20 protein-coding genes are annotated in these 21,478 nt (G+C 62.4%); 16 read left to right on the top strand and 4 right to left on the bottom strand.

Annotated elements, in window-relative coordinates:
* Positions 1 to 25 precede the first annotated feature (25 nt).
* The 7 genes from BC363_RS32115 to BC363_RS32085 all read left to right on the top strand — a co-directional run bounded on the left by BC363_RS32115 (position 26) and on the right by BC363_RS32085 (position 6,888).
* Positions 26 to 247, top strand: coding sequence for a hypothetical protein (locus BC363_RS32115; RefSeq protein ID WP_065784228.1), 222 nt, complete (start codon positions 26 to 28; stop codon positions 245 to 247).
* Positions 248 to 265: 18 nt separating this feature from the next.
* A complete protein-coding gene (locus tag BC363_RS32110) occupies positions 266 to 1,516 on the top strand; it encodes a YcaO-like family protein (protein ID WP_083223540.1) in 1,251 nt (416 codons plus the stop codon).
* Complete coding sequence (locus tag BC363_RS32105; RefSeq protein WP_065784227.1) at positions 1,513 to 2,238, top strand: TfuA-like protein; 726 nt, start codon at positions 1,513 to 1,515, stop codon at positions 2,236 to 2,238. Before BC363_RS32110 ends, BC363_RS32105 begins: the two co-directional genes overlap by 4 nt.
* A 78-nt stretch (positions 2,239 to 2,316) precedes the next feature.
* The gene (locus tag BC363_RS32100) at positions 2,317 to 2,595 is read left to right on the top strand and encodes a hypothetical protein (RefSeq protein ID WP_141690523.1); all 279 of its coding nucleotides are present in this window, start codon (positions 2,317 to 2,319) and stop codon (positions 2,593 to 2,595) included.
* Positions 2,596 to 3,194: 599 nt separating this feature from the next.
* Positions 3,195 to 4,232 carry a 2-oxoglutarate and iron-dependent oxygenase domain-containing protein gene (locus tag BC363_RS32095; protein WP_065784226.1) on the top strand — a complete coding sequence of 346 codons (1,038 nt, stop codon included), beginning with the start codon at positions 3,195 to 3,197 and terminating at the stop codon, positions 4,230 to 4,232.
* Positions 4,233 to 4,274: 42 nt separating this feature from the next.
* Positions 4,275 to 5,636 (top strand): PLP-dependent transferase, encoded by a 1,362-nt coding sequence (locus BC363_RS32090; RefSeq protein WP_083223539.1) that lies wholly within the window; start codon positions 4,275 to 4,277, stop codon positions 5,634 to 5,636.
* A 223-nt stretch (positions 5,637 to 5,859) separates the two neighbouring features.
* The gene (locus BC363_RS32085) at positions 5,860 to 6,888 is read left to right on the top strand and encodes an NADP-dependent oxidoreductase (RefSeq protein WP_065784225.1); all 1,029 of its coding nucleotides are present in this window, start codon (positions 5,860 to 5,862) and stop codon (positions 6,886 to 6,888) included.
* A 42-nt stretch (positions 6,889 to 6,930) separates the two neighbouring features.
* Here BC363_RS32085 and BC363_RS32080 read toward each other — a convergent pair whose 3' ends face one another.
* Positions 6,931 to 8,700 carry a hypothetical protein gene (locus BC363_RS32080; RefSeq protein ID WP_141690522.1) on the bottom strand — a complete coding sequence of 590 codons (1,770 nt, stop codon included), beginning with the start codon at positions 8,698 to 8,700 and terminating at the stop codon, positions 6,931 to 6,933.
* A 218-nt stretch (positions 8,701 to 8,918) separates the two neighbouring features.
* Positions 8,919 to 9,194: a hypothetical protein gene (locus BC363_RS32075; RefSeq protein WP_065784223.1), complete on the bottom strand. Its 276-nt coding sequence runs from the start codon at positions 9,192 to 9,194 to the stop codon at positions 8,919 to 8,921.
* Between the two features lie 581 nt (positions 9,195 to 9,775).
* On the opposite strand from BC363_RS32075, the gene BC363_RS32070 reads away from it, so the two are divergent.
* Positions 9,776 to 10,456: a hypothetical protein gene (locus BC363_RS32070; RefSeq protein WP_065784222.1), complete on the top strand. Its 681-nt coding sequence runs from the start codon at positions 9,776 to 9,778 to the stop codon at positions 10,454 to 10,456.
* A 60-nt stretch (positions 10,457 to 10,516) separates the two neighbouring features.
* Here BC363_RS32070 and BC363_RS32065 read toward each other — a convergent pair whose 3' ends face one another.
* The gene (locus BC363_RS32065) at positions 10,517 to 11,479 is read right to left on the bottom strand and encodes an HAD family hydrolase (protein ID WP_141690529.1); all 963 of its coding nucleotides are present in this window, start codon (positions 11,477 to 11,479) and stop codon (positions 10,517 to 10,519) included.
* A 145-nt stretch (positions 11,480 to 11,624) separates the two neighbouring features.
* Positions 11,625 to 12,554 carry a formylglycine-generating enzyme family protein gene (locus BC363_RS32060; RefSeq protein ID WP_065784220.1) on the bottom strand — a complete coding sequence of 310 codons (930 nt, stop codon included), beginning with the start codon at positions 12,552 to 12,554 and terminating at the stop codon, positions 11,625 to 11,627.
* A 309-nt stretch (positions 12,555 to 12,863) separates the two neighbouring features.
* Between BC363_RS32060 and BC363_RS32055 the strand changes: the two genes are divergently transcribed.
* The 8 genes from BC363_RS32055 to BC363_RS32020 all read left to right on the top strand — a co-directional run bounded on the left by BC363_RS32055 (position 12,864) and on the right by BC363_RS32020 (position 21,460).
* A complete protein-coding gene (locus BC363_RS32055) occupies positions 12,864 to 13,835 on the top strand; it encodes a MoxR family ATPase (RefSeq protein ID WP_065784219.1) in 972 nt (323 codons plus the stop codon).
* Between the two features lie 17 nt (positions 13,836 to 13,852).
* A complete protein-coding gene (locus BC363_RS32050; protein WP_083223538.1) occupies positions 13,853 to 14,848 on the top strand; it encodes a DUF58 domain-containing protein in 996 nt (331 codons plus the stop codon).
* A gap of 2 nt (positions 14,849 to 14,850) precedes the next feature.
* Positions 14,851 to 15,378, top strand: a complete 528-nt coding sequence (locus tag BC363_RS32045) for a DUF4381 domain-containing protein (protein ID WP_065784218.1) — start codon at positions 14,851 to 14,853, stop codon at positions 15,376 to 15,378.
* Positions 15,365 to 16,369: a VWA domain-containing protein gene (locus BC363_RS32040; RefSeq protein ID WP_065784217.1), complete on the top strand. Its 1,005-nt coding sequence runs from the start codon at positions 15,365 to 15,367 to the stop codon at positions 16,367 to 16,369. Before BC363_RS32045 ends, BC363_RS32040 begins: the two co-directional genes overlap by 14 nt.
* A complete protein-coding gene (locus tag BC363_RS32035; RefSeq protein WP_065784216.1) occupies positions 16,366 to 17,937 on the top strand; it encodes a VWA domain-containing protein in 1,572 nt (523 codons plus the stop codon). Before BC363_RS32040 ends, BC363_RS32035 begins: the two co-directional genes overlap by 4 nt.
* A complete protein-coding gene (locus BC363_RS32030) occupies positions 17,934 to 19,295 on the top strand; it encodes a BatD family protein (protein ID WP_065784215.1) in 1,362 nt (453 codons plus the stop codon). The genes BC363_RS32035 and BC363_RS32030 overlap by 4 nt, the downstream gene beginning before the upstream one ends.
* Positions 19,296 to 19,652: 357 nt before the next feature.
* Positions 19,653 to 20,204 carry an L-2-amino-thiazoline-4-carboxylic acid hydrolase gene (locus BC363_RS32025; RefSeq protein WP_065784214.1) on the top strand — a complete coding sequence of 184 codons (552 nt, stop codon included), beginning with the start codon at positions 19,653 to 19,655 and terminating at the stop codon, positions 20,202 to 20,204.
* Positions 20,201 to 21,460: a M20 family metallo-hydrolase gene (locus BC363_RS32020; RefSeq protein WP_065784213.1), complete on the top strand. Its 1,260-nt coding sequence runs from the start codon at positions 20,201 to 20,203 to the stop codon at positions 21,458 to 21,460. Before BC363_RS32025 ends, BC363_RS32020 begins: the two co-directional genes overlap by 4 nt.
* The last annotated feature ends 18 nt before the right edge of the window (positions 21,461 to 21,478 follow it).

The following is a 21,478-nucleotide window of genomic DNA, read 5'->3' as shown; positions in this document are numbered from 1 at the left end:
CACATGAGGGATAAGGGGAAGGTTGATGACGACTCAGGTAGTTGTATTTGGAGTTGAAGGTGACGATGGGCTGTGGCTTGCCGACCTCGGGACGGGTACCGTCACGCGCATCGCAGAGCCGCTCACAGGCGCCCTGGCTTCGGCGAACCAGCACAGAAATGCCGGCGCCACGGTGGTCAAGGGCGTCAACTTCGCCGTTCGCGCCAACTCCGCCGGCTCCGTCTCCGGCGGGTTCATGGACGGCTAAGTCTCGGCGCGCCCGCGCATGGTTTCGGCCTCACATTCAGATCGGGCGAGCGAAAGCCGCCCGGCTTCAGACAATCCTGACGATGCCGACATTTACTCCGACCGTGTCTGTGCGCCCGAAGAAACCTTCGCTCGCATCGCTCCTCTGTTACCTGTCTTCGGCATCAGCCGGCTTGCCCGCCTGACCGGGCTCGACAGTATCGGCATACCCGTCTGGAACGCGGTTTCGCCGAACGCAAGATCGATCGTCATCAACCAGGGCAAGGGTATCACCGATATCGATGCGAAGGTATCGGCGGCGATGGAAGCCCTGGAGCGGGCGGTCGCCTGCAACCCGTCAGCACCGGTGCTGACAGCGACGCGACAGGCACTGCTGGAAAAGGGCGAAAGAGCGCTCGGCCTTCCCGGCCTTGTCGCAGCGGGCGAGGCCGATCTTAGCGATGACGAACCGACGGCGTGGCTGCGCGGCGTCGATCTTCTCTGTCAGCAAACGACCTTCGTACCGTTTCACGCTGCACTGCTCGACCGCACGCTCGAGCGCTGCCGCTACTGGCAGTCGTCGGACGGTCTTGCTTCCGGCAACACCGAAGGTGAAGCGATCCTGCACGGGCTGCTCGAACGCATCGAACGCGATGCTGAGACCTTGTGGCGGCTGCTGCCCGTAGCCGCGCGACTGCGCACCTGCATAGACGTCGATCTGTTCGACGATCCCGTCCTCGACGACATGACAAACCGGATCGCCACCGCGGGCCTGACGCTTCGCCTGTTCGACATGACCAGCGACATCGGCATTCCCTGCCTGTCCGCCGTTATCGCGGATGCCGGCATCCGCGACGCCAAAGAACCGCGTTATCATGACGTCACCATCGGGCATGGCGCCCATCCCGATCCGCGACGCGCCGCGATCCGGGCCATTACCGAGGCCGCGCAGTCGCGCCTCACCTATATCAGCGGCGCGCGCGACGACGTTTTTCCGGAAACCTTCACCCGCAGGCTGCCACCCGAGACACAGCAACTGTTCGAGGCCTCGCCGGGCACCCGGAACCCGCTTGCCTGGGCTGCAGGCAACGGCGAAAACTCGCTGCTCGGGCACGTCGTTGAAGCGCTCACCCGCGCCGGCATCTCCACCGCGGTTGCCGTTCCGCTGCTCGCCGAGCCGCTGCCGTTTTCCGTGGTCAAAGTCTTCGTGCCGGAACTCGAAAATCCTGATGGAGCACGCAAGCGCCGTTTCGGCGCACGGGCACTGTCGCACGCCCTGGAGATCGCATGAAGATCCTCTTTGCCGGGCCGACCTTGCCGGACGCGCAAGCGCTTATCGGCACCGACATCGTACTGCGTCCACCGGCCGTGCAAGGAGACATCCTGCGCGCCACGCAGGACGGCGCAACCGTCATCGGGCTCGTCGATGGTCATTTCGAACAGGTAGCGCCCGTCTGGCACAAGGAGATCCTGTTTGCGCTTTCCCAAGGTGTAGGCGTCTACGGCGCGGCCAGCATGGGCGCGCTTCGCGCCGCCGAATGCGCAGCTTTCGGCATGATCGGCATCGGCAGGATCTACCGGCAATATGTGGCGGGCGAGCTTGATGACGATGCCGATGTCGCCCTTCTGCACGGCCCGGCGGAACTGCGTTATCTGCCTTTGACCCTGCCGCTGGTCAATGTCGTGGCGACACTTGAGGATTTGCGCGCGCGTCAACAGATCGACGCGGCGTCTGCCGCACAACTGCGGATGGCGGCCGCCGGGATCTTTTACAAGCACCGCTGCTGGCCGACGATCGTGGCGCGTGCGAAGCTTCCAGAAGGCACGGATCACAAACGGATCGAAGCGCTTCTGGCGGGCGGAACGATAAACCAGAAGCGCCTCGACGCCCTGGAACTGCTCGATACCATCTGCTCTGCCCCTGACCGGCGGGGAGCGCCGCCGGAAGGCTGGGCATTCAATTCCACAAGCCTTTGGAAGCGGTTGCTCAATCAACTTGTCGCTTCATCCTAAGAATACGGATTTCCCATGCAACGTGTGTCACGCTCGTGTCACGCGCGCTGACAAAAAGTCACGCTATGATTTGACATGTTGAAGTGGATCGCGCTGATCCGCAGGGAACTGGGGAAAATCATGCAATCTTCGATCGCCATGTCCTTTGAACCTGAAGACAAGGAAAAGGAGCTGCTGGCGCTGGCCCGCCTTGTCACCTACGCACGCGATTCTTCGCGCACACTGAATGTCGAAGGCGTTCAATATTGCCTCGAGCTGGCGCTGGCCGCTTTGCTCAAGGAAGTCGAGGAATGCGGCGACAAGACCGCACTGCTGACCAACGAACTCATGAGCCGCGCCAGCCTCGGAAACTGCTGAGCAGGCGGCGTCGACATCAATTTCGCTGGTGGCACAGAAAAGGCCCTGCTTCGCGCTCCCGCAAAGCAGGGCTCTTCCATTTAAAGCACGCTGCACACGAACGGTTTTATGCAACCTGCTTTAAGTTTTGGCTTTTTCGCATCTCGTTGTGACGAAACCGCTGCACACCTTCCGGCGACATGCATTACAGCGCCGCGCGTCTAAATAGACGCGCGGCGCTGTAATGCGAGCTGCGGCACCCTCGTCATTACACGGTCCCGCGGTCGCATTCTTCGCTTTGCTTTTGTCTATCCGTTGCGACCGGCGTGCGCCGGTCGCAAGCCTTTCTGCTGGTCATGCCACGTCAGGGCGGGGGTGCGGAGATTCCTTGGCCGAACGAATCAGGATGGAAATTCTCGCGACGCGGTCGTTGCCCAAATGCTTCTGCGCCCAAAGCGTGATATTTAGTCTATATTTTCAATAGACAATATTGAATAAATGACTGCGACAGGTAGGCTTTCCCTCACGATTTGCGACCGGCCATTTCAGTGGTTCCGCTTCACACAGGTGATGACGGCACCACCCGAGCGCCGCAGCGTAGAAAATGAAGGGAGCCACCATTGACCGACGCCAACTCAACCTTGCCTGTTCTCGATTTGACACGCTTTGCGGCGGGCCACCCCGGGCGGGCGACGGCGCTTGAAGAATTGCGGTCCGTCGCCCGCTCGGTGGGCTTCTTCTATCTCGAAGGTCACGGCATTCCGCAGGAGCAGATCGATGGCGTCCTCGATCTCTCCCGGCGCTTCTTCGCCCTGCCGGAACACGACAAGCTGGCGATCGAGATGCGCAAGTCGCCGCACTTTCGCGGCTACAATCGCGCCGGTCTGGAATATACCCGCGGAACGCAGGACTGGCGGGAGCAGGTGGACTTTGGACCCGAGCGCGCACGCCTCGAGATCAAGGCAAGCGATGCGCCGTGGAAGCGGCTGGTCGGCCCCAACCAGTTTCCGGACGCCCTGCCTGCACTGAAGCCGGCGATCCTCACCTGGATCGAGGCGGTGACACAACTAGGTATCAGGTTGATCGAGGTTTTCGCCGAAGCGCTCGGACAGCGTTCCGATGTGTTCGAGCCGATCTACCGCGACGGCCCCAATCAGTTGTTGAAGATCATCCGCTATCCCGGCCGCGACAAGACCGAAAGCGACCAGGGGGTCGGCGCTCACAAGGACGGCGGTTTCGTCACCATCCTGCTTCAGGACGAGGTCGGCGGCCTTCAGGTCGACGACGGCAAGGGTGGCTGGATCGACGCGCCGCCGAAGCGCGGCACCTTCGTCATCAATGTCGGCGAGCTGCTGGAACTGGCATCGAACGGCTACCTGCTCGCCAACATCCATCGCGTCGTCACGCCGCCCGCCGGCGGCGATCGCCGGTCGGTCGCCTTCTTCCTCGGCGCCAACCTCGCCTCCACCATTCCGGTTCTCGATCTCCCAACCGAGCTTGCGGCCGAGGTTCGCGGTGTGACGCAGGATCCGCTCAACCCGCTGTTCCATGAGGTCGGGCGCAATGTCCTTAAATCACGCCTCAGATCGCACCCCGACGTCGCTGCCGCCCACCATGCCGATCTTGTCGAGCAGCTAAAGGCGCCGGTGCCGGCCTGATCGATTCCATTGCAACCACTCAAAAACTGAAGGAGGCAATCCATGACGATCCATCAAAAGCCTAGGGAAGCTGCAGTCGAAATCAAGGCACCGAGCGGCCTGCGCGATACGTCGCGGCCGCTTCAGCCCGAAACCCTGGCGCTTCATGGCGGCAGCTATCGTTTCGATCCGGTCACAGGCGCTGTCGCCGTGCCGATCTACCAGACGACCTCCTACCAGTTGCCGGGCACCGATGGCGCCGACAAGCTGTTTGCGCTTGAGGCTGCCGGCCATCTCTACACACGCGTCTCCAACCCGACGCAGGACGCATTCGAGCAGCGTCTTGCTGAAATCGAGGGCGGTGCGGCGGCCCTCGCGCTCGGCTCTGGCCAGGCGGCGTCGGCGTTTGCGGTCCTCAACCTCGCCCGCTCGGGCGACAATATCGTTAGCGCGACAGGGCTCTACGGCGGAACCTGGGCGCTCTTTGCCTCGACGCTGAAAAGCTTCGGCATCGAGGTGCGTTTCGTCGACGCGTCCGATCCAGAGGCATTTGCGAAGGCGACCGACGACAGGACGCGGGCCTACTACGCGGAATCGCTCCCCAATCCGAGCCTCGAGGTGTTCGCGATCGGCGAAGTCGCCGAGATCGGCCGCCGGTTCGGCATTCCGCTGATCGTCGACAACACGGCCGCACCCTTGACCATCCGGCCGCTCGATCACGGCGCGGCGATCGTGGTCTATTCCACCACGAAATATATCGGCGGGCACGGCACCTCTATCGGCGGCGCCATCATCGATAGCGGCACCTTCCCGTGGCACGAACATGCCGAACGCCATCCCAATCTGCATGAACCGGATGCGAGCTATCAGGGCAAGACATGGCTGCAGAAGGCCGCCACCATCGACTTCCACCCCTACATCCTGCGCGCCCGCGCCGTTCTCTTGCGCGACCTCGGCGCCGCCGTCAGTCCGCAGAATGCGTTCCAGTTCATCCAGGGGCTGGAAACCTTGCCGCTGCGCATCCGCCAGCACAGCGAAAACGCCATCAAGGTCGCGGATTTCCTGCGCAGCCACCCCAAGGTCGTGCGTGTCATCTTTCCGAAATTCCAGGATGGAGAAGCCAAGGCGCGAAATGAGAAATACTTGCGCCACGGCCACTATGGCGCACTGGTCGGTTTCGAACTGAAGGACGGACGCGAGGCCGGCCGTCGCTTCATCGACGGGCTGCAACTGCTCTACCACGTCGCCAACATCGGCGATGCCCGGTCGCTGGCGATCCATCCGGCAACGACAACCCACTCGCAACTTTCCGAGGCAGACCAGCTCAGAACCGGGGTTACGCCCGGTTATGTCAGGCTGTCGATCGGCATCGAGCATCCCGACGACATCATCGCCGACCTGAAACAGGCGATAGACGCCGCCTAACCTGGCGATGTCGACAACAGGCTCCTTGGCCCAACCGTCGATAGCGGTTGGGCCTTTGACATGTCCGCTGCCCGGGCGAATGCTTCGACAATTCGGATAGCCGGTCCAAGGCCAGAAGCCGCGGCTTGCCGTCTTCCGCCCAGCCCGCGAAGGTGGACCCGATCAGAAACACAACCCGCTGCGCTGTCTCCCCGTGATTGCGCCAGCGACGGAAGGAAACAGCATGACGTCCGAAAACACCCAGGTTCTTCTTGCCTCCCGCCCAAACGGCAAGCCCACATCCGACAACTTCAAGATCGGGCATGCAGCGGTACCAGAGCCTGCCGATGGCCAGGTGTTGCTGAAGATCGTCTACCTGTCACTCGATCCCTATATGCGCGGTCGCATGAATGCCGGAAAATCCTATGCCAAGCCCGTCGAGATCGGCGACGTGATGGAGGGTGGAACGGTGGCACGCGTGGTGCGCTCGCGTCACCCGGACTTCACCGAGGGTGACTTCGTGCTTTCGCATTCCGGCTGGCAGAGCTACGCGCTTTCCGATGGTGCGGGCCTACGCAAGCTCGACCCGTCGGCGGCGCCGCTGTCAACCGCTCTCGGCGTCCTGGGCATGCCGGGTTTTACCGCCTATGCCGGCCTGCTGACGATCGGCAGGCCGAAGCCGGGCGAGACCGTGGTGGTTGCCGCGGCCAGCGGCGCTGTGGGTTCGGCGGTCGGGCAGATTGCGCGCATCAAGGGCGCTCGTGCAGTGGGGATTGCAGGCAGCGCTGCGAAATGCGCTTTCGTTCGCGACGAGCTCGGCTTTGACGCGGTGATCGATCACCACGCGGCCGATTTTGCCGAGCAACTGGCAGCCGCCTGCCCTGGTGGGATCGACGTCTATTTCGAGAATGTCGGCGGGCATGTGTGGGATGCGGTGTTCCCCCTCCTCAACGATTTCGCCCGCATTCCCGTTTGCGGCTTGATCGCGCAATACAACAACCGTCCCGGCGAACAGACTGGTGCCGACCGCCTGCCCCTCGTCATGCGTGACGTTTTGAGCAAGAGCCTTAACATTCGCGGCTTCATCCAAAGGGAGTTCGCAGACCAGCGTCCTGACTTTTACCGTGACATGGCTGGATGGATTGCCTCGGGCCAGATTCGTTACCGGGAAGACATCGTCGACGGCCTTGAGAATGCGCCCACCGCCTTCATCGGACTGCTGGGGGGCCGCAACTTCGGCAAGCTCGTCATTCGCGTCGCCGAAGAGAACTGAAGACTGGAGCGGCAGCAAGTCTTGCCGCCACATGCCTCTGCTCTACGGATTTCCGGCAAGCCGGATACCGGCCTTGCCGAGACCATCTTCGATGAGCGCTGATAGTTCGGGCGCATAGCCTCTTGTGACCGGCTCTGCCAACAGCGAGATTTCGGTGGGCCCCATCTGCGAGCGGACTTCCTCAAGTGCGCTGGCCGCCTCCTGCGTCAAGCCGAGCTGTCCGGCGACGGCCAAGCGCAGCAGATTGACGGCCCGATCCGACGAGTCTGCAAGCTGGCGCAAACGAAGCAGGGCCTCATCATAACGGCGTCCGCGATAGGCATCGAGCGCCAGCGTGAGGGCGGCATCGTGGTGTATGTATTCGCCATTCGTCTCGGCCAGGCGCGCCAATCTGACACCTTCGCCCCAGTGACCCGAGATATACTGCAACAGCCCAAGTCTCGCCGGAATGGCCTCGTCCAGCGGATTGAGTGCGCTGGCGCGCTGACCGGAAAGAAAGGCAGCCTCAATATCCCCCGCCGCAAAGCGCGCCATCATCTGTGCCACGTAGCTCTGGCTCGCCTGTGGGGCGAGCGCGACGGCCGTGTCGGCAAGCTTCAATGCCCTGTCGGCAGCGATCGCTGAGGTGCTCGCTTCGCCCTTTGCCACAAGGATCATTGCCAGGCTTGCCGAGACATCCGGGTCGTTTTCCTTGTAGGCAAGCGACCGCTCGAGGCAAGCAAGCGCGCTCGCGAGATTTTCAGGATCGGTCCGCGCCAGGGCCATATCCGCCTGCAAAACACAACCGTAACCGAGGGATGGTGCGGTGATCTGACGTGCCGCCTCCAGACTGGTGATGACACCGTCTTCGCCGGCAAGCGCGCGTGCAAGCCTCACCACCAGCGTCTGCTGAATCTCGTCGGCGTCGTCGCCTTCGATCGGCACCTTCGACACACCGGAACGCAGAGCCTCGTTGCTTTGCGGGTCCACCACCTGCCAGCTGAGTTCTTGAACATTGTTCGTGACAGTGTAGCTGATCGACAGTCTGTATTCCTTGCTGCTCTCTAGCCGGACAGCCGGACCAGGCGCAACCCAACCCGTCACCGAAGCGACGTCGATGCCGGCAGGCTGTTCCTGCGCCAGCGTCCGCACCGAGGAGAACTGTGACAGCGCATGTACCAGATAGCCACCGGCTTTCCTCAGCTCTTGGTGATCCTTCGGCCGTTGCGGCTGAACATCGACAACGACGGTCGGCTTTTCGGACAAGACCGGCTTCCATGGGAAATGGTCGGCCGTCGAAGTGTAGAACGCGACCGCCATCGCCAAAACTCCGGCACCCCCAATGGCAACACTCGCCATCGGCATACGGCGGCCGACAACGGCAGCCGAATGCAATTGCGCGGGCGGCGCAGCGGCACCAAGCGGCACCGTCGGCGAAGCGAGCGAGGCTTCAGGCGGCTTGCCTTCAGCCTTGACGAAGAGCGGGACGTAGTTGCCCTTCGGGAGTTCAATGCGCAGGACGACTTCATCGCCAAGCGCCTCGTAATATTGTGCCAGGGCTGCGCGCAGTCGAGACGCTTCCACGCGCACGATCGGATCGGTCGCCGGGTCGAAAGAACTCGGCCGGGCGAAGACGTCGATCGCGATCGTATAGGCTTTTACCGACGCTGAGCGCCCGGCGAAGAACTCGTCAACCAGGTATCGCAACAGCTTGCGGTGTCGCTCAGTCCCATGAAAGCGCGGGTCGCCCAACATGCGGTCGAGCTCGGCGCGTGCCGCGCGCTCAACAACAGTGCAGTAAGCCGCTCGGTCCGCGTCTTGTCCTGCGTTCATAACACGCCCCATCTACCTACAACCCAAAAGAGAGTGCAAATGCGAAGCGAACTCTAGATCACAGGACTGGCGGCGGAAAGAAAAATATCGGGCCGTCACAAAACATTTTTCAATGAAATGCCGAAGGTTCAAAATGCAACAACAAGTAAACTGGAAAACCAGTGAGATTACAGGGGTAACGCGATAGAAACTTCGATTCCGCGCGAATAAATTACTAATCATAATGGATTAGATTCACTGCCTGCACCGGATAGGCAGATCGAAATCACTTCTTCCTCGATCTCAAGACAGATGAGTTCGTACTCCGCCACCATCGAAGCATCCTGCAGATCACGCCGACGCTGCCGATCCAGCATGGAGGTCGCCTCGTCATATGCCTCGCAAAGGCTGGCGAGCGGCATGTTCTTGGTGCTCAGGAGTTGCAACTGGCCGCGCAACGCCGGAAGCTTGAGCATCAGCTTCAACAGTCCGCGTTGCTTGGCTTCGTTGGGCATTGTGCTCTACCCGATTGAACGATGATCGATGCTTCATGCCATGCCTGCGCGCAAAGAACCCGCTCGCGCGCCTCTTGCACAGATCCAGAAGTGCCGCCGTTACTCTGATTGCCAACGTCACGTTGAGATATATCTGCCAGACGGATGCAGTCTCAGGTCAGGCAGATGACCAACTTCCGCCTATACCTCTCCTGCCCCACAAAATCGCAGGAACCGTTCGTTTCCGGAAGTACGTAACAGTAACATTGGCTCCGCGTGCTTGACGGACGCCAGATCGCGAGCCGGAAGCGTATCGCTGACGTCTCGTCGGCCTAGGGTCAGGGGACTTCCGCCGCAACCGCTTTGTCATGGGCCGACGGAGCGCCGCCGAACCGCAATCGCCGCAACTTGTCTGGTTTGAATAGTGCGCTACTGTTGGCCCAGCCGGGTGACACAGCCGAAATATGGCAAGCGTCGACGTTGGATTGCCGCCGATTGTAACTGTTACGTACTTCGATGCGGACGACTGCGATGTTTAGAATGCCCGCGACGACATGCGGCGACGGGCCGTAGCGCATGCTGAGTATAACGGAGAGATTTCCATGCGATCCTTGGACAAGACATCTCATGCCCGATCCGGGGCGACGTTCCTTTTTGCCGGAATCACCGCGACCTTTCTGACGTTGCTGAGCACCGAGCTTGCGGCAAGCGACGACAAATTGAGCGGCCTGCCCTCACTCGTCCTCGGCGGACAAACGGCAACAGCTCAGACGTTCCAATTCGAAACCCCTTTCAACAATCTCGTCAACGCGGGCCCGCTCTCGATCGTGCTCGAGAAGACGACTCTCGACGAGGTCAAGACCGCGTTCGGAGGCACTCTCCGCAGCCGGTCTGTGGAGGGCCTATCGATCGGCTGGCTGTGCTACGAGCTTTCGACCGGTGATCTGCCGCGGCGGATCTGGTTCGTCGCCAATGGCAGAGACGCCTCAGCACCCGCCGAAAAGGCGGTGACGTTCATCTCGACCGAAGAAGTTTCCGGCGACGCCGACACGTGCGACACCCCGATCGTGGCGCTCGCGCCCCTGTTGCTGCCGGTACCGACTTTGAAGGACGGCACCGAAGCGCTGGAGAAACGCTTCGGCGCAGGTCCCAAGCAGGGCATGGTGCGCTACGCCCACGAGCAGCAAGGCGAGCAGAACACGATAGTCATGCAATCGCTTGTCTATCGACTGAAGGACGGCCATATCGATGGCATCGCCTTCACGCAGGTTACATCCAAGTAGCAGGCATATCGGCATCACTCGCCGCTATGTCGGCGGCGAGTGATATTGCCGCTACTCTGTCTATTTCTCGAAAGCGTAGATCTTGTTCCAGTCGGCCTTCATGTCGACGAGGAGCCACTTTCGCTGTTCCGCCTCGGTCATCGCCTTGTCGAGCTTGCCCACATGCGACTGGCGATCGTAGGCCCATTCCCGCTCGCCGTCCGTGTGATGCACGATCATCCCGAAGCTTGGGCCCGAGCCCGACGTAACCCATCGCAGCATCTCGTAGTCACCGTCGGAATTCCCCGCGGCGAAGATCGGGCGGCGACCGATGAACCTGTTGATTCCAACCGGCTTGCCGGGGCCATCGTCGATGAAATCCACCGTCGGCTCGCGCATCAGCACCGGCGTGTCGCCCTGAAGTTCATATTTGGTGGCTATGGTGCTGCCGACAACCTGCTCAGGAGGGATCCCGTACATCTGCTCGGTCATTGGCCGCATGAACTCGATGCCGCCGCCCGAAACGATGTAGGTCTTGAAGCCGTTCTCGCGGAGATAATCCAACACCTCTCTCATCGGCAGGTAGGTAATCTCGTTGTAGGGCCGGTCGAAACGGGGATGCTTCGCGCTCGCGAACCAGTCCTTGACGATCTTCGCGAATTCGTCCGTCGTCATGCCCGCATGGGTCGCCATGCCAAGCTCGACAAGGCCTTTTTGACCGGCCGCCGCAACGCCCGCCATGTCGCCCTTGAGCAGCGACGCGAAGGGTTCCTTGTCCTTCCATTCCGGATGCTCCGGGGCCAGGGCCTTGATGCGATCATTGATGAACATCGCCTGGAAATACATTGGCTGCTCGGTCCAGAGCGTACCATCGTTGTCGAACACCGCTATGCGGTCTGCCTCGGAGACATAATCAGGGCCACCCTCAGTCGTCACCCGCGTCACGAAGTCGACGATGGCCGATTTCGCCTCGCTGTCGTTCCAGGAGGGAAGACCGGCTGGAGGCGCATCGGCAGCCACCACAAGCGCCGGAGCGGCCAGCATGAACGCCAGCGATGCCACAGCACCCATAAAGGTTCGCCGCCGCCAGCCTCTCCCTTGCGCATTCGCCGCAATCGACGCAAGCGGTCCTATTGTCATGGGCATCGGGTGTCCTCCTCAACTGAAACAGAATTTGAGCGCGGAACGCCTAGGGCCGACGGATGCAGCGGAAACCGATATGGGTCGTTGCCGCATTCTCCTCATGCGCATGGCGGGCTGCCGGGCGATAGCGGCGGCAGTAATTCGGCGCGCAGAGATGCGACCCGCCCTTTACCACCCGCCGTGCGATCAGGATGTCCGGCTGCCTCGGGTCGTAACTCGCCTCGGCCCCGCCGCCGCGCGGATTGGCGGGGATGCAGCAGTTTTTTTGCGCAGGCTCCGGGTGGTTGCTCGACCAGTAGTCGCTTGTCCATTCCCAGACATTGCCGATCATATCGTAAAGGCCATAACCGTTGGGTGGGAAGCTGGCGACGGGCGACGTCCGCTCGAAACCGTCAGGACGCAGGTTCTCGGTCGGGAAGGCGCCGTGCCAGGTATTGGCCATGAAGCGACCTTCCGGAACCAGTTCGTCGCCCCATGCGTATTCCGCCCCCTCAAGGCCTCCCTTGGCCGCAAACTCCCACTCGGCTTCCGTCGGCAGCTCCTTGCCGGCCCAGGCCGCGTAGGCCATGGCATCGATATAGGAGATGTGCACGACGGGATGGTCGAGCTTGCCGCGAATGTTGCTTTGCCGGCCATAGGGCCGTCGCCAATCGGCGCCGAACTTGAAATCCCACCATTGTGAGGAATCCCGACTGACGACACGTTTGGGAGGGTCGAAGATAACCGAACCCGCACGCATCATTTCCGGCTTGGCACCCGGATAGTCCTTCGGATCAGGAGCCTTCTCGGCGACCGTGACATAACCGGTCGCCTCGACAAATGCGCCAAACTGCCGGTTGGTGACCGGCGTGACGTCGATCCAGAAGCCATCGACCTTCACCGGGTGAGCCGGCGCCTCTTCGGGGTAATGGCTGTCGGATCCCATGGTGAAGGTGCCGCCGTCGATCCAGATCGGCTCGCGCGCGCTGATCGCCATTGGCGTTTCGTCGGGGGTCGGTCTTGTGGCTAGTGCTTGCATATGGGTTCGATCTCCCGGGCAGATGTCTCGACCATCCTGATATCCCGAAGTCTAGACGCAAACTTTCCGACGCCAAAGTACGTAACTGTTACGACGGAACATGAATTGAATTCGGGCGCCGCTTGCCGCGCCCGCGGAGTGATCGAGAACCGCAATCGCCCGCTTCGTTACTGTTACGTTCTTTCCATCGGGCCACATGTAACCTTAATCTCGGCGGAGAGTTCACAAGGGCTGGCGCCGCCGGGCAGGCGGGAGGGGCTAAATCTCATGGGTACACGTGACGACATCGAACAGCTCGGCAAGCGGATCGGCGAAGCCATTGTCGGCCAGGAAGGCATGATCGAACGCCTGCTGCTCGGCCTGCTGAGCAACGGCCACCTGCTGGTCGAAGGCCTGCCCGGGCTTGCCAAGACGCGGGCGATCAAGAGCATGGCGAAGAACCTCGACGCCGAGCTGTCGCGCATCCAGTTCACACCGGACCTTCTGCCCTCCGATATCACCGGTTCGGAAGTCTATTTCACGGAAGGCGGCAAGGGCGAGTTCCGCTTTCAGCAAGGCCCGGTCTTCGCCAACCTCATCCTTGCCGACGAAGTAAACCGCGCTCCTGCGAAAGTGCAGTCCGCCCTGCTTGAGGCGATGGAGGAGCGGCAAGTCACGGTCGGCGGGGCCAGTCACGAATTGCCTGACCTCTTCATGGTCATGGCAACACAGAACCCGATCGAACAGGAGGGCACCTACCCCTTGCCGGAGGCCCAGCTCGATCGCTTCCTGATGCACATCCAGGTCGACTACCCCGACGCCAAGTCGGAGGCCGAGATCATGCGGCTGGTACGGTCGGAAGAAACGGCTGCCGCCGTCAAAGCCAGGTCCGACGAAAAGCTGGCGCAGGCCGCGGTATTTTCGGCACGCAAGGAAATCTCGACGGTGACCGTCTCGGGCGCGATCGAGGACTACATCGTCGCCCTCGTCATGGCGACGCGCTACCCGGACAAGCTCGACATGGACCTGGCCAAATGGATCCAGGTGGGCATCAGTCCGCGCGGCGTCATCGGTCTCGACAAGGTCTCGCGCGCCCACGCCTGGCTGAAGGGCAGAGACTTCGTGACGCCGGACGACGTGCAGGCAACGGTACACGACGTCTTCCGCCATCGTCTCGTCCTTTCCTATGAAGCCCATGCCGGCGGCACCACTGCCAACCAGGTCGTGGACCGGATCGTGCAGCAAGTCGCTGTCGCCTGAGAGATGGAGAAGGGCCGATGGCAATATCCCTGTCCGCATTCGCCCGATCGAAGGGCATCGCCCATCCCGGAAAAGGGGAAGCATCAGGCGCTTACACCTCCGTCGACGAACTGGTCGGGCTCGAAGCGATTGCCTGCGATCTGACCTTCCTGCGCAAGGCGCCGGTTCGGCGCTTGCTGGCTGGACGCCATGAATCGCGCATGCGCGGCCGCGGGCTTTCCTTCGAGGAACTTCGCGAATACCTGCCGGGCGACGACATCCGAACCATCGACTGGAGGGTGACGGCGCGCACCGGCAAGCCCGTCGTGCGGGTCTATGACGAGGAGAAGGATCGACCGGCCCTTGTTATCGTCGACCAACGCATCAACATGTTCTTCGGCAGCCGCCGCGCCATGAAGTCGGTGGCCGCGGCAGAGGTGGCGGCCCTTTGCGCCTGGCGCATCACCGCGCTCGGCGACCGGGTCGGCGGCTTCGTCTTCGGAGACGAGACCGTCGACGAGGTCCGGCCCTATCACAGCCGCGAGGCCGTCATTCGTTTTGCCGACATCATCGTTCGCCACAATACGGCGCTCACCGCTGCCTCTCAGGTAGCAAGGGGCGACGAGCAACTGGACCTCGTGCTCTCGACCGTCGCCAATATCGCCAAGCATGATCACTTGATCATCGTCATCAGCGATTTCGACGGGCACGGTCTGGAAACGCGCGACATGCTGCTCAAGCTGTCGGCCCACAATGACGTGATCGCTATCCTGATCTACGACCCCTTCATGCTGGAATTGCCGCGCAAGGGCGACATCGTCGTCAGTGGCGGCGCTCAGCAGGCCGAGCTTCAATTTGGCCACGGAAACGTCCGCGAGGCGATCGACAGCTTCGCCCGCAAGCGCGGGCGTGCGCTGCTGGCATGGCAGCAGGACCTGGGCCTGCCGATGCTGCCCATTTCTTCGGCGGAAGAGATCGCACCGCAATTGCGCAACATGCTCGGCCAATTGGCCTGGCGTCAGCGGAGACGGTAGCGATGGAAGGCGCCACGCCATCGGTCGATCCTGGTCTCGCTGCCGCGCTCCGCGGTCTTGCCGATATCGCCTTGCCGCCGCGCGTCTCCATGCTGCCGCAGACCTGGGCCTGGGCCGTGCTCGCCGCGCTCGTTGTCCTGGCAATCGCCTTCGCGCTCTGGCGCTGGTATCGATACCGTGAGATCAATCGCTATCGTCGCGAGGCGCTTGGCGAACTTCGTCTGATCGAAGAGGGCATCGGCACGGCCCAAACACGTGGCGATGCGCTCGCTGCCCTGCCCGCCCTTCTCAAGCGCACCGCGCTCGCGGTCTGGCCCCGCGAGACGATTGCCAATCTGAGCGGCAGAGGCTGGATCGGCTTTCTCGACGCCCATTCCGGTGGCCCTGTCCTTCCCGAAGCCGCGGCGCGTTTCTTCGAAGAGGCGGAATACCGCGGACCGGCGGCATTGGCATCTGTTCCCGAGGCCGAAGCCAAGGCTCACGTCGCTGCGGCGCGGCACTGGATCGAGGCGCACCATGTACGTTCTTGATCATTCCTGGCTGCTCGTCCTGCTGCCGCTTCCCGTCGTCATCTGGTGGCTCCTCCCCGCCTATCGCGAGCAATCGGCGGCGGTCCGGATCCCGTTCTTCAAGGACATCACCGCGGCGGCGGGCATCGGCGCGACCGAAGGATCGGTCGTGCCCAAGTCAAACCTCGGGCAAAAGCTGATTGCGCCGATCTGCTGGGTCCTGATCGTGCTGGCGCTGGCACGGCCGCAATATATCGAACCGCCGATCGAAAAGATCGAACCGCAGCGCGATCTGATGCTGGCGATCGACCTGTCGCAATCAATGGATACGCGCGACTTTCACGATCCCGGCGGCAATCTGCAGACCCGTGTCGATGCCGTGCATGCGGTTGTTGGCGACTTCATCGACAAGCGCCCCGACGACCGGCTCGGCCTGGTCGCCTTTGGCGACGCGCCCTACCCGCTCGTGCCGTTCACGCTCGACCACAAGACCGTCAAGGCGATGCTGGCCGACAGCCTGCCGGGCATGGCGGGGCCGCGCACCGCGATCGGCGATGCGATCGGCCTTGCAATCAAGATGTTCGACCAAAGCACGGCGCCGGATAAGGTCCTGATCCTGCTGACCGACGGCAACGACACGGCCAGCAAGATGCCGCCCGACAAGGCCGCCGGCATCGCAGCCGAAAAACACATCGTCATCCACACTGTCGGTATCGGCGATCCCAATGCGCAAGGGGAGCAGAAGCTCGACACATCAATCCTGCAACAGATCGCTACGGCGACGCACGGTCGCTACTTCTTCGGCCAGGACCAGACGTCGCTCCAGAACATCTACGAGTTGCTCGACCAGTTGACGCCTGCGAACCAGAAGACCCTATCCTGGCGGCCACGTATCGAATTGTTCCATTATCCGCTCGGTGCGTCGCTGATCATCGTCCTCGCCTATCACGCGATCATGTGGCTGCTGTCAGCGCATGCGGACCGGCGTCGCGAACGGGAGGCCGGGGCATGATTGCCGACTTCCATTTCCTCAGACCACTCTGGCTGCTGGCGCTGGCAGCAGCGCCCTTGCTCGTCGTTCTGATCGGTAGACGCACCGACGTGCGCTCCCAATGGCGGGACATGATTGCGCCGCATCTTCTCGATCACCTGCTGATCGAGAAAGCCGGGAAGCGCCGCTTTCATCCCGTTCATCTGACGGCTGGCCTGATTATGATCGCCGCGATCGCAGCTGCCGGTCCGACATGGCAACGCGAAAAGCCACCCTTCGTCGAGGATACCGCGCCGCTGGCGATCGCGATCGACCTGACTGAAACGATGAATGCCACCGATGTTTCGCCGACGCGGCTCGAGCGGGCCAAGCTGAAGGTGCAGGACATCCTTTCGCTGCGAAAGGGCGCGCGCACCGCCCTGTTTGCCTATGCCGGTACGGCCCACATGGTGCTGCCGCTCACCGACGATGCGAACCTCGTCAAGACCTATCTGGCAGCCTTGTCGCCGGGCATCATGCCGGTTGCCGGCAGGGACACCGGCAAAGCGCTGCAAGCGACGGAAAACGCCCTTTCCAGCGAAACCGTGCCGGGCACGATCCTGTTCATGACTGATGGCGTCGAGCGCACGGCGTTCGAAGCCTTTGCGCAGTACAAGGGCCGCAACGACCTGATGGTGCTCGGCATCGGCACCGCGGACGGTGGCCCGGTGAAGACCGCCGACGGCCAGTTCCTGACCGATGCGTCAGGCGCGCGCGTTCACGCAAAACTGGATATCGATGCACTGAAGGCATTGCAGGCGGCCTCGAATGCTGAGGTCGCGACGGTCACGCTCGACGACAGCGACGTGCGTTGGATCGTGCGGCGGATCCAGAGCAGCTTTGCGCAAAAGACCGCCGAAGGTGTGACGCGCTGGTACGACGCCGGCTGGTGGCTGACCATCCCGATCGCGCTCCTCGCCGCGTTCTGGTTCCGTCGGGGCTGGACGGTGCGCTGGGCAGTCTATCTGATTGCCGTCGGCACGGTGTTATCGGGAGCAAAGGCGGAGGCAGCCGATCGCAGCTTTGCCGATCTCTGGTTTACACCGGACCAGCAGGGCCAGCGCGCCTTCGAGCGCGGTGACTTCCAGGGGGCGGCCGGCGATTTCACCGATCCGGCCTGGCAGGGCGTCGCGGCCTATCGTATCGGGCGCTACCAGGATGCCATCGACGCCTTTGCCCAGGCTGACACGGCCGAAAGCTACTATAATCAGGGCAACGCCCTGATGCATCTCGACAAGGCTGAAGAAGCGATCGCCGCCTACCAGCAGGCTCTGAAACGGCGCCCGGACTGGCTAGAGGCCAAGCAGAACCTGGCGGTGGCTGAGAAACGCAAGGCCGACAAGGACAAGCAAGAACAGGATGAACAGCAGGAACAGGCGGGCATGGACCCCGACCAGGTCCAGTTCGACGACAAGGGCAAAAAGGGCAAGGAGGCCACAGTCCAGGGGGCGCCGCAGACCACCGAGATGTGGATGCGCAATATCCAGGTCTCTCCGGCCGATCTGCTGGCACGGAAATTCGCGATCGAAGCGAAGGATGCGAAACCATGAACCTTCGCATCTTGCCCATTCTCCTCGGGTTGTTCACCCTCTGGCTGTCGCTGGCGAACTTCGCGCTTGCCGCCGAGCCATTTGCCCGCGCCACGCTCGCCACCAAGGGAACGATCTACGCCGGACAGCAGGTAGAAGTCGACGTTGATGTTTTTGTGCCGAACTACTTCCTCGCGGCGCCGCAATTTCCGCTGTTCGACCTGCCGGGGGCGGTTGTCGCTATGCCCGATGATCGCGGCATGAACCTGAGCGAAACCGTCGATGGCGCCGCCTTTTCCGGCATCCGCAAGACCTATGTGATCACCCCGCAGGCGGCCGGAGACTACGTATTGCCGCCTGTCGATATCCCGTTCGGCTATGCGGCCGTCCCCGGCGAAACTACACAAGGCCGCGTTAAACTGCCGGCGCTGCGCCTGACGGTGACGGCAGTGCCCGGCGGCGCTGACGGCCAAGCCGGCGTCACCGCCGCGAAAGTGACGATCACCCAGGCCTTCGACCGGGACCCGGCGAGCCTGCGCGCCGGCGATGCCCTGGTGCGCACTGTCACCGTCCATGCGGAAGGGTTGGCGGCGATGATGATCCCCGAACCGACCTTCGAGGCGGCGGCCGGCGTGCAGGTCTATGTCCACGACCCCGTCCTCTCCGAGGACAGATCGGACCGCGGCGAATTTCGCGGCGGCGTCCGCAAGGACACGGCCACCTATGTCTTCGCAAAAGCGGGAAACTACGCGATCCCCGCGATCACCGTGCAGTGGTTCGATCCGACGGTCGGCAAGACAAAAACGGCCGAAGCGCCTGGGGCCAAGGTGTCGGTTGCGGCAGCGCCAGCAAATGCGACCGCTCTAGCCCCGCCTTCCCCACCGCCGGAGAAAGCACCCTTCGATTGGCAATGGTGGGGCGCCGCCCTGCTGGCCGTGACCGCGCTGGCGCTTCTGATCCACGTTGCCGCCGATTTGACCGGCCGTATTCAGGCGTGGCTTGACGAAGCACGGATGCGGCGGGCGCAGTCCGAACCCACGGCTTTCCATCGCGTCGATGAGGGATGCCGCAGTGGCGACGCCCAACGTTTTGAGGCGGCGATCGACGCGTGGTCGCGAAAGACGGGAAACATACCGTTAGCCCGCTGGCTAGACCGCTTCGCAGACGTGGAGACAAGGGCAGCCTTCGCCGAGCACCAGCGGTTACTTTATCGAAGCGCACAGAATACGGCGCAGAAGGCCAATCTCCTGCCGCTCAGAACCGGCCTCCGCAGGGCCAGGCGGCTCTGGCTCGAGCAAACCTCCGACGACGAGCCGGCGCCGGCCAACGAACTGCCTGACCTCAACCCGGCGCTCGGCGCCGAACCAAGGGAGGCATGAGAGCGCCTCTCACCGCCTATGCCGGCTGCCGCGCCGAATGGGCTCGCGATATGGGGTTGTTGATGCGGATCGAACCGGCCAACGCTTATTATCGGTGGTTTGTTTCGAGCAGCGAACGATAACGGATCGCTTGATGTCGCTGATTTGAGCACAACGGTTTTCGCCAGATGGGCGCAAGCCGTTCGGAGAGCCCTAACGAGCCAAGAGTAATTCCGCGGAAAATGCCAAGCGGCGCGAAATATTTGCGCAGCTGCCTTTGCGAATGGCACGGATTTGCAACACAGCGGCCTCGCTCGCGGTGTATCCTGTACCTCAATCGATCCAATCATCTGTTGGGCAGGGAGGCAGGGTATCTTCATGGCGGAATCGGACAAGGCGGAATCGGACAAGACAGAAAGCGCCGCGACTTCGCGAGCGGCGATGGAAGGCGAGTTGGGCATTCTCGCACGACGGCGCATCGAGGCCGGGATCATCGCGCCGATCTATGAGGCGATGCGCGAAGAGATCGGCGAGGAGCGCGCCCAGGCGATCATCGACAAGGCCGTCAGCCAAGCCGCCATCGAGGCCGGCAAGGCATTTGCCGCCAAGACGCCCGGCGGCACCAATCTTCGGACGTTCCAGGAGTTGCAGGATCTCTGGACGCAGGACGATGCCCTGACGATCGAGGTGACCAAGGCGACCGACGACGAATTCCACTACAACGTCAAACGCTGTCGATACGCCGAGACCTATCGCGAGATGGGGCTCGGCCATATCGGGCATCTGCTGTCCTGCAACCGCGACGGCGTGTTCTGCACCGGTTACGATCCGCGCATCACGCTTGAGCGCACGCAAACGGTGATGCAGGGCGCATCCCATTGCGATTTCCGCTACCGATTGAATACTGAAGCGGCCGGAGAAAAGAAATGACCGCGGCCGGACACGCGCGCAACACGCCGGCCACGGGCACCAACATGCCTGAGATCAACGGCGACCGGCTGTGGGCGGATATCGTTTCCACGGCGCGCTTCGGCGGCACCGACAAGGGTGGTGTCACCCGGTTGACGCTGACGGAGGAAGACCGCCAAGTCCGCGACTGGTTCGTCGCAGAATGCCGTTCGCTTGGCTGCATGATCGAAGTCGACCGGATCGGCAATATCTTCGCCACCTACCCCGGCGAAGACCCGTCGCTGTCGCCGATCGCCGTCGGCAGCCATCTCGATACCCAGCCGCAGGGCGGCAGGTTCGACGGTATCCTGGGGGTTCTCGCCGGGCTTGAACTGATCCGCACGCTGAAAGAGACCGCAACGGTGTTGCGGCACAACCTCACGGTCGTCAACTGGACGAACGAGGAAGGTTCGCGCTTCTCGCCGGCAATGATGGGTTCCGGCGTCTTCGCCGGCGCATCGCGCCTGGAAGCGATCGATGCCGTGCTGGACCAGGATGGAACGAGCGTGCAAACGGCGCTCGAAACCATCGGCTATCGCGGCGAAACTCCTGTCGGGCAAGTCGGTTTTGCCGCCTATGTCGAGCTCCACATCGAGCAGGGTCCGCTGCTGGAGGCGGCGGCAACGCAGATCGGCATCGTCACCGGCGTGCAGGGTGTACGGTGGTTCGATGTCGCAATCACGGGGACGGAAGCCCATGCGGGCAGCACACCGATGGCGCAGCGCAATGACGCGTTGGTCGCGGCCTCTCAGATCGTGCTTGCCGTGCGCGATATCGCGCACCGACATCTCCCCGGCGTCGGCACAACAGGCTTTGTCGCGGTCGGCCCCAATTCGCGCAATGTCGTGCCCGGCGCGGTGCAATTGCAGATCGATATGCGCCACCCATCGGAAGAAGGGCTTGACCTGATGCAGGCGGCTCTGGAGCGGTCCGTCGGCGCGATCGATGCCAAGGCCGTACTTAATCCCATCTGGTCGAAACAACCGGTGGTCTTCGATCCTGCCATCGTCGATGCGGTGCGCGCCAGCGCCCGGGCGCTCGGATACTCCGCGACCGAGGTCGTCTCCGGCGCCGGTCACGATGCCGCCCATATTGCCGGCATCTGCCCGACCGCGATGATCTTCGTGCCCTCAAAGGACGGGTTGTCGCACAACGAGGCAGAATATTCCTCGCCTCAGGAATGCGCGCGCGGTGCCGGGGTTCTGTTGCAGACCGTGCTGCAGATCGACCTGAAATAACGGCAAGGCCGCCGGCAG

The organism is Ensifer sp. LC384 (assembly GCF_001695865.1).
In the GTDB taxonomy this organism is placed as follows: domain Bacteria; phylum Pseudomonadota; class Alphaproteobacteria; order Rhizobiales; family Rhizobiaceae; genus Ensifer.
This window is presented reverse-complemented; position numbering and strand designations above follow the sequence as displayed.

Bases quoted from the DNA above. Each gene is read 5' to 3' on its own strand.
- BC363_RS32070 (WP_065784222.1), top strand. From the start codon at position 9,776: ATGCGATCCTTGGACAAGACATCTCATGCCCGATCCGGGGCGACGTTC.
- BC363_RS32080 (WP_141690522.1), bottom strand. From the start codon at position 8,700: ATGAACGCAGGACAAGACGCGGACCGAGCGGCTTACTGCACTGTTGTT.
- BC363_RS32035 (WP_065784216.1), top strand. From the start codon at position 16,366: ATGATTGCCGACTTCCATTTCCTCAGACCACTCTGGCTGCTGGCGCTG.
- BC363_RS32085 (WP_065784225.1), top strand. From the start codon at position 5,860: ATGACGTCCGAAAACACCCAGGTTCTTCTTGCCTCCCGCCCAAACGGC.
- BC363_RS32110 (WP_083223540.1), top strand. From the start codon at position 266: ATGGTTTCGGCCTCACATTCAGATCGGGCGAGCGAAAGCCGCCCGGCT.
- BC363_RS32040 (WP_065784217.1), top strand. From the start codon at position 15,365: ATGTACGTTCTTGATCATTCCTGGCTGCTCGTCCTGCTGCCGCTTCCC.
- BC363_RS32025 (WP_065784214.1), top strand. From the start codon at position 19,653: ATGGCGGAATCGGACAAGGCGGAATCGGACAAGACAGAAAGCGCCGCG.
- BC363_RS32065 (WP_141690529.1), bottom strand. From the start codon at position 11,479: ATGCTGGCCGCTCCGGCGCTTGTGGTGGCTGCCGATGCGCCTCCAGCC.
- BC363_RS32075 (WP_065784223.1), bottom strand. From the start codon at position 9,194: ATGCCCAACGAAGCCAAGCAACGCGGACTGTTGAAGCTGATGCTCAAG.
- BC363_RS32060 (WP_065784220.1), bottom strand. From the start codon at position 12,554: ATGGCGATCAGCGCGCGCGAGCCGATCTGGATCGACGGCGGCACCTTC.
- BC363_RS32020 (WP_065784213.1), top strand. From the start codon at position 20,201: ATGACCGCGGCCGGACACGCGCGCAACACGCCGGCCACGGGCACCAAC.
- BC363_RS32050 (WP_083223538.1), top strand. From the start codon at position 13,853: ATGGCAATATCCCTGTCCGCATTCGCCCGATCGAAGGGCATCGCCCAT.
- BC363_RS32045 (WP_065784218.1), top strand. From the start codon at position 14,851: ATGGAAGGCGCCACGCCATCGGTCGATCCTGGTCTCGCTGCCGCGCTC.
- BC363_RS32090 (WP_083223539.1), top strand. From the start codon at position 4,275: ATGACGATCCATCAAAAGCCTAGGGAAGCTGCAGTCGAAATCAAGGCA.
- BC363_RS32055 (WP_065784219.1), top strand. From the start codon at position 12,864: ATGGGTACACGTGACGACATCGAACAGCTCGGCAAGCGGATCGGCGAA.
- BC363_RS32115 (WP_065784228.1), top strand. From the start codon at position 26: ATGACGACTCAGGTAGTTGTATTTGGAGTTGAAGGTGACGATGGGCTG.
- BC363_RS32030 (WP_065784215.1), top strand. From the start codon at position 17,934: ATGAACCTTCGCATCTTGCCCATTCTCCTCGGGTTGTTCACCCTCTGG.
- BC363_RS32105 (WP_065784227.1), top strand. From the start codon at position 1,513: ATGAAGATCCTCTTTGCCGGGCCGACCTTGCCGGACGCGCAAGCGCTT.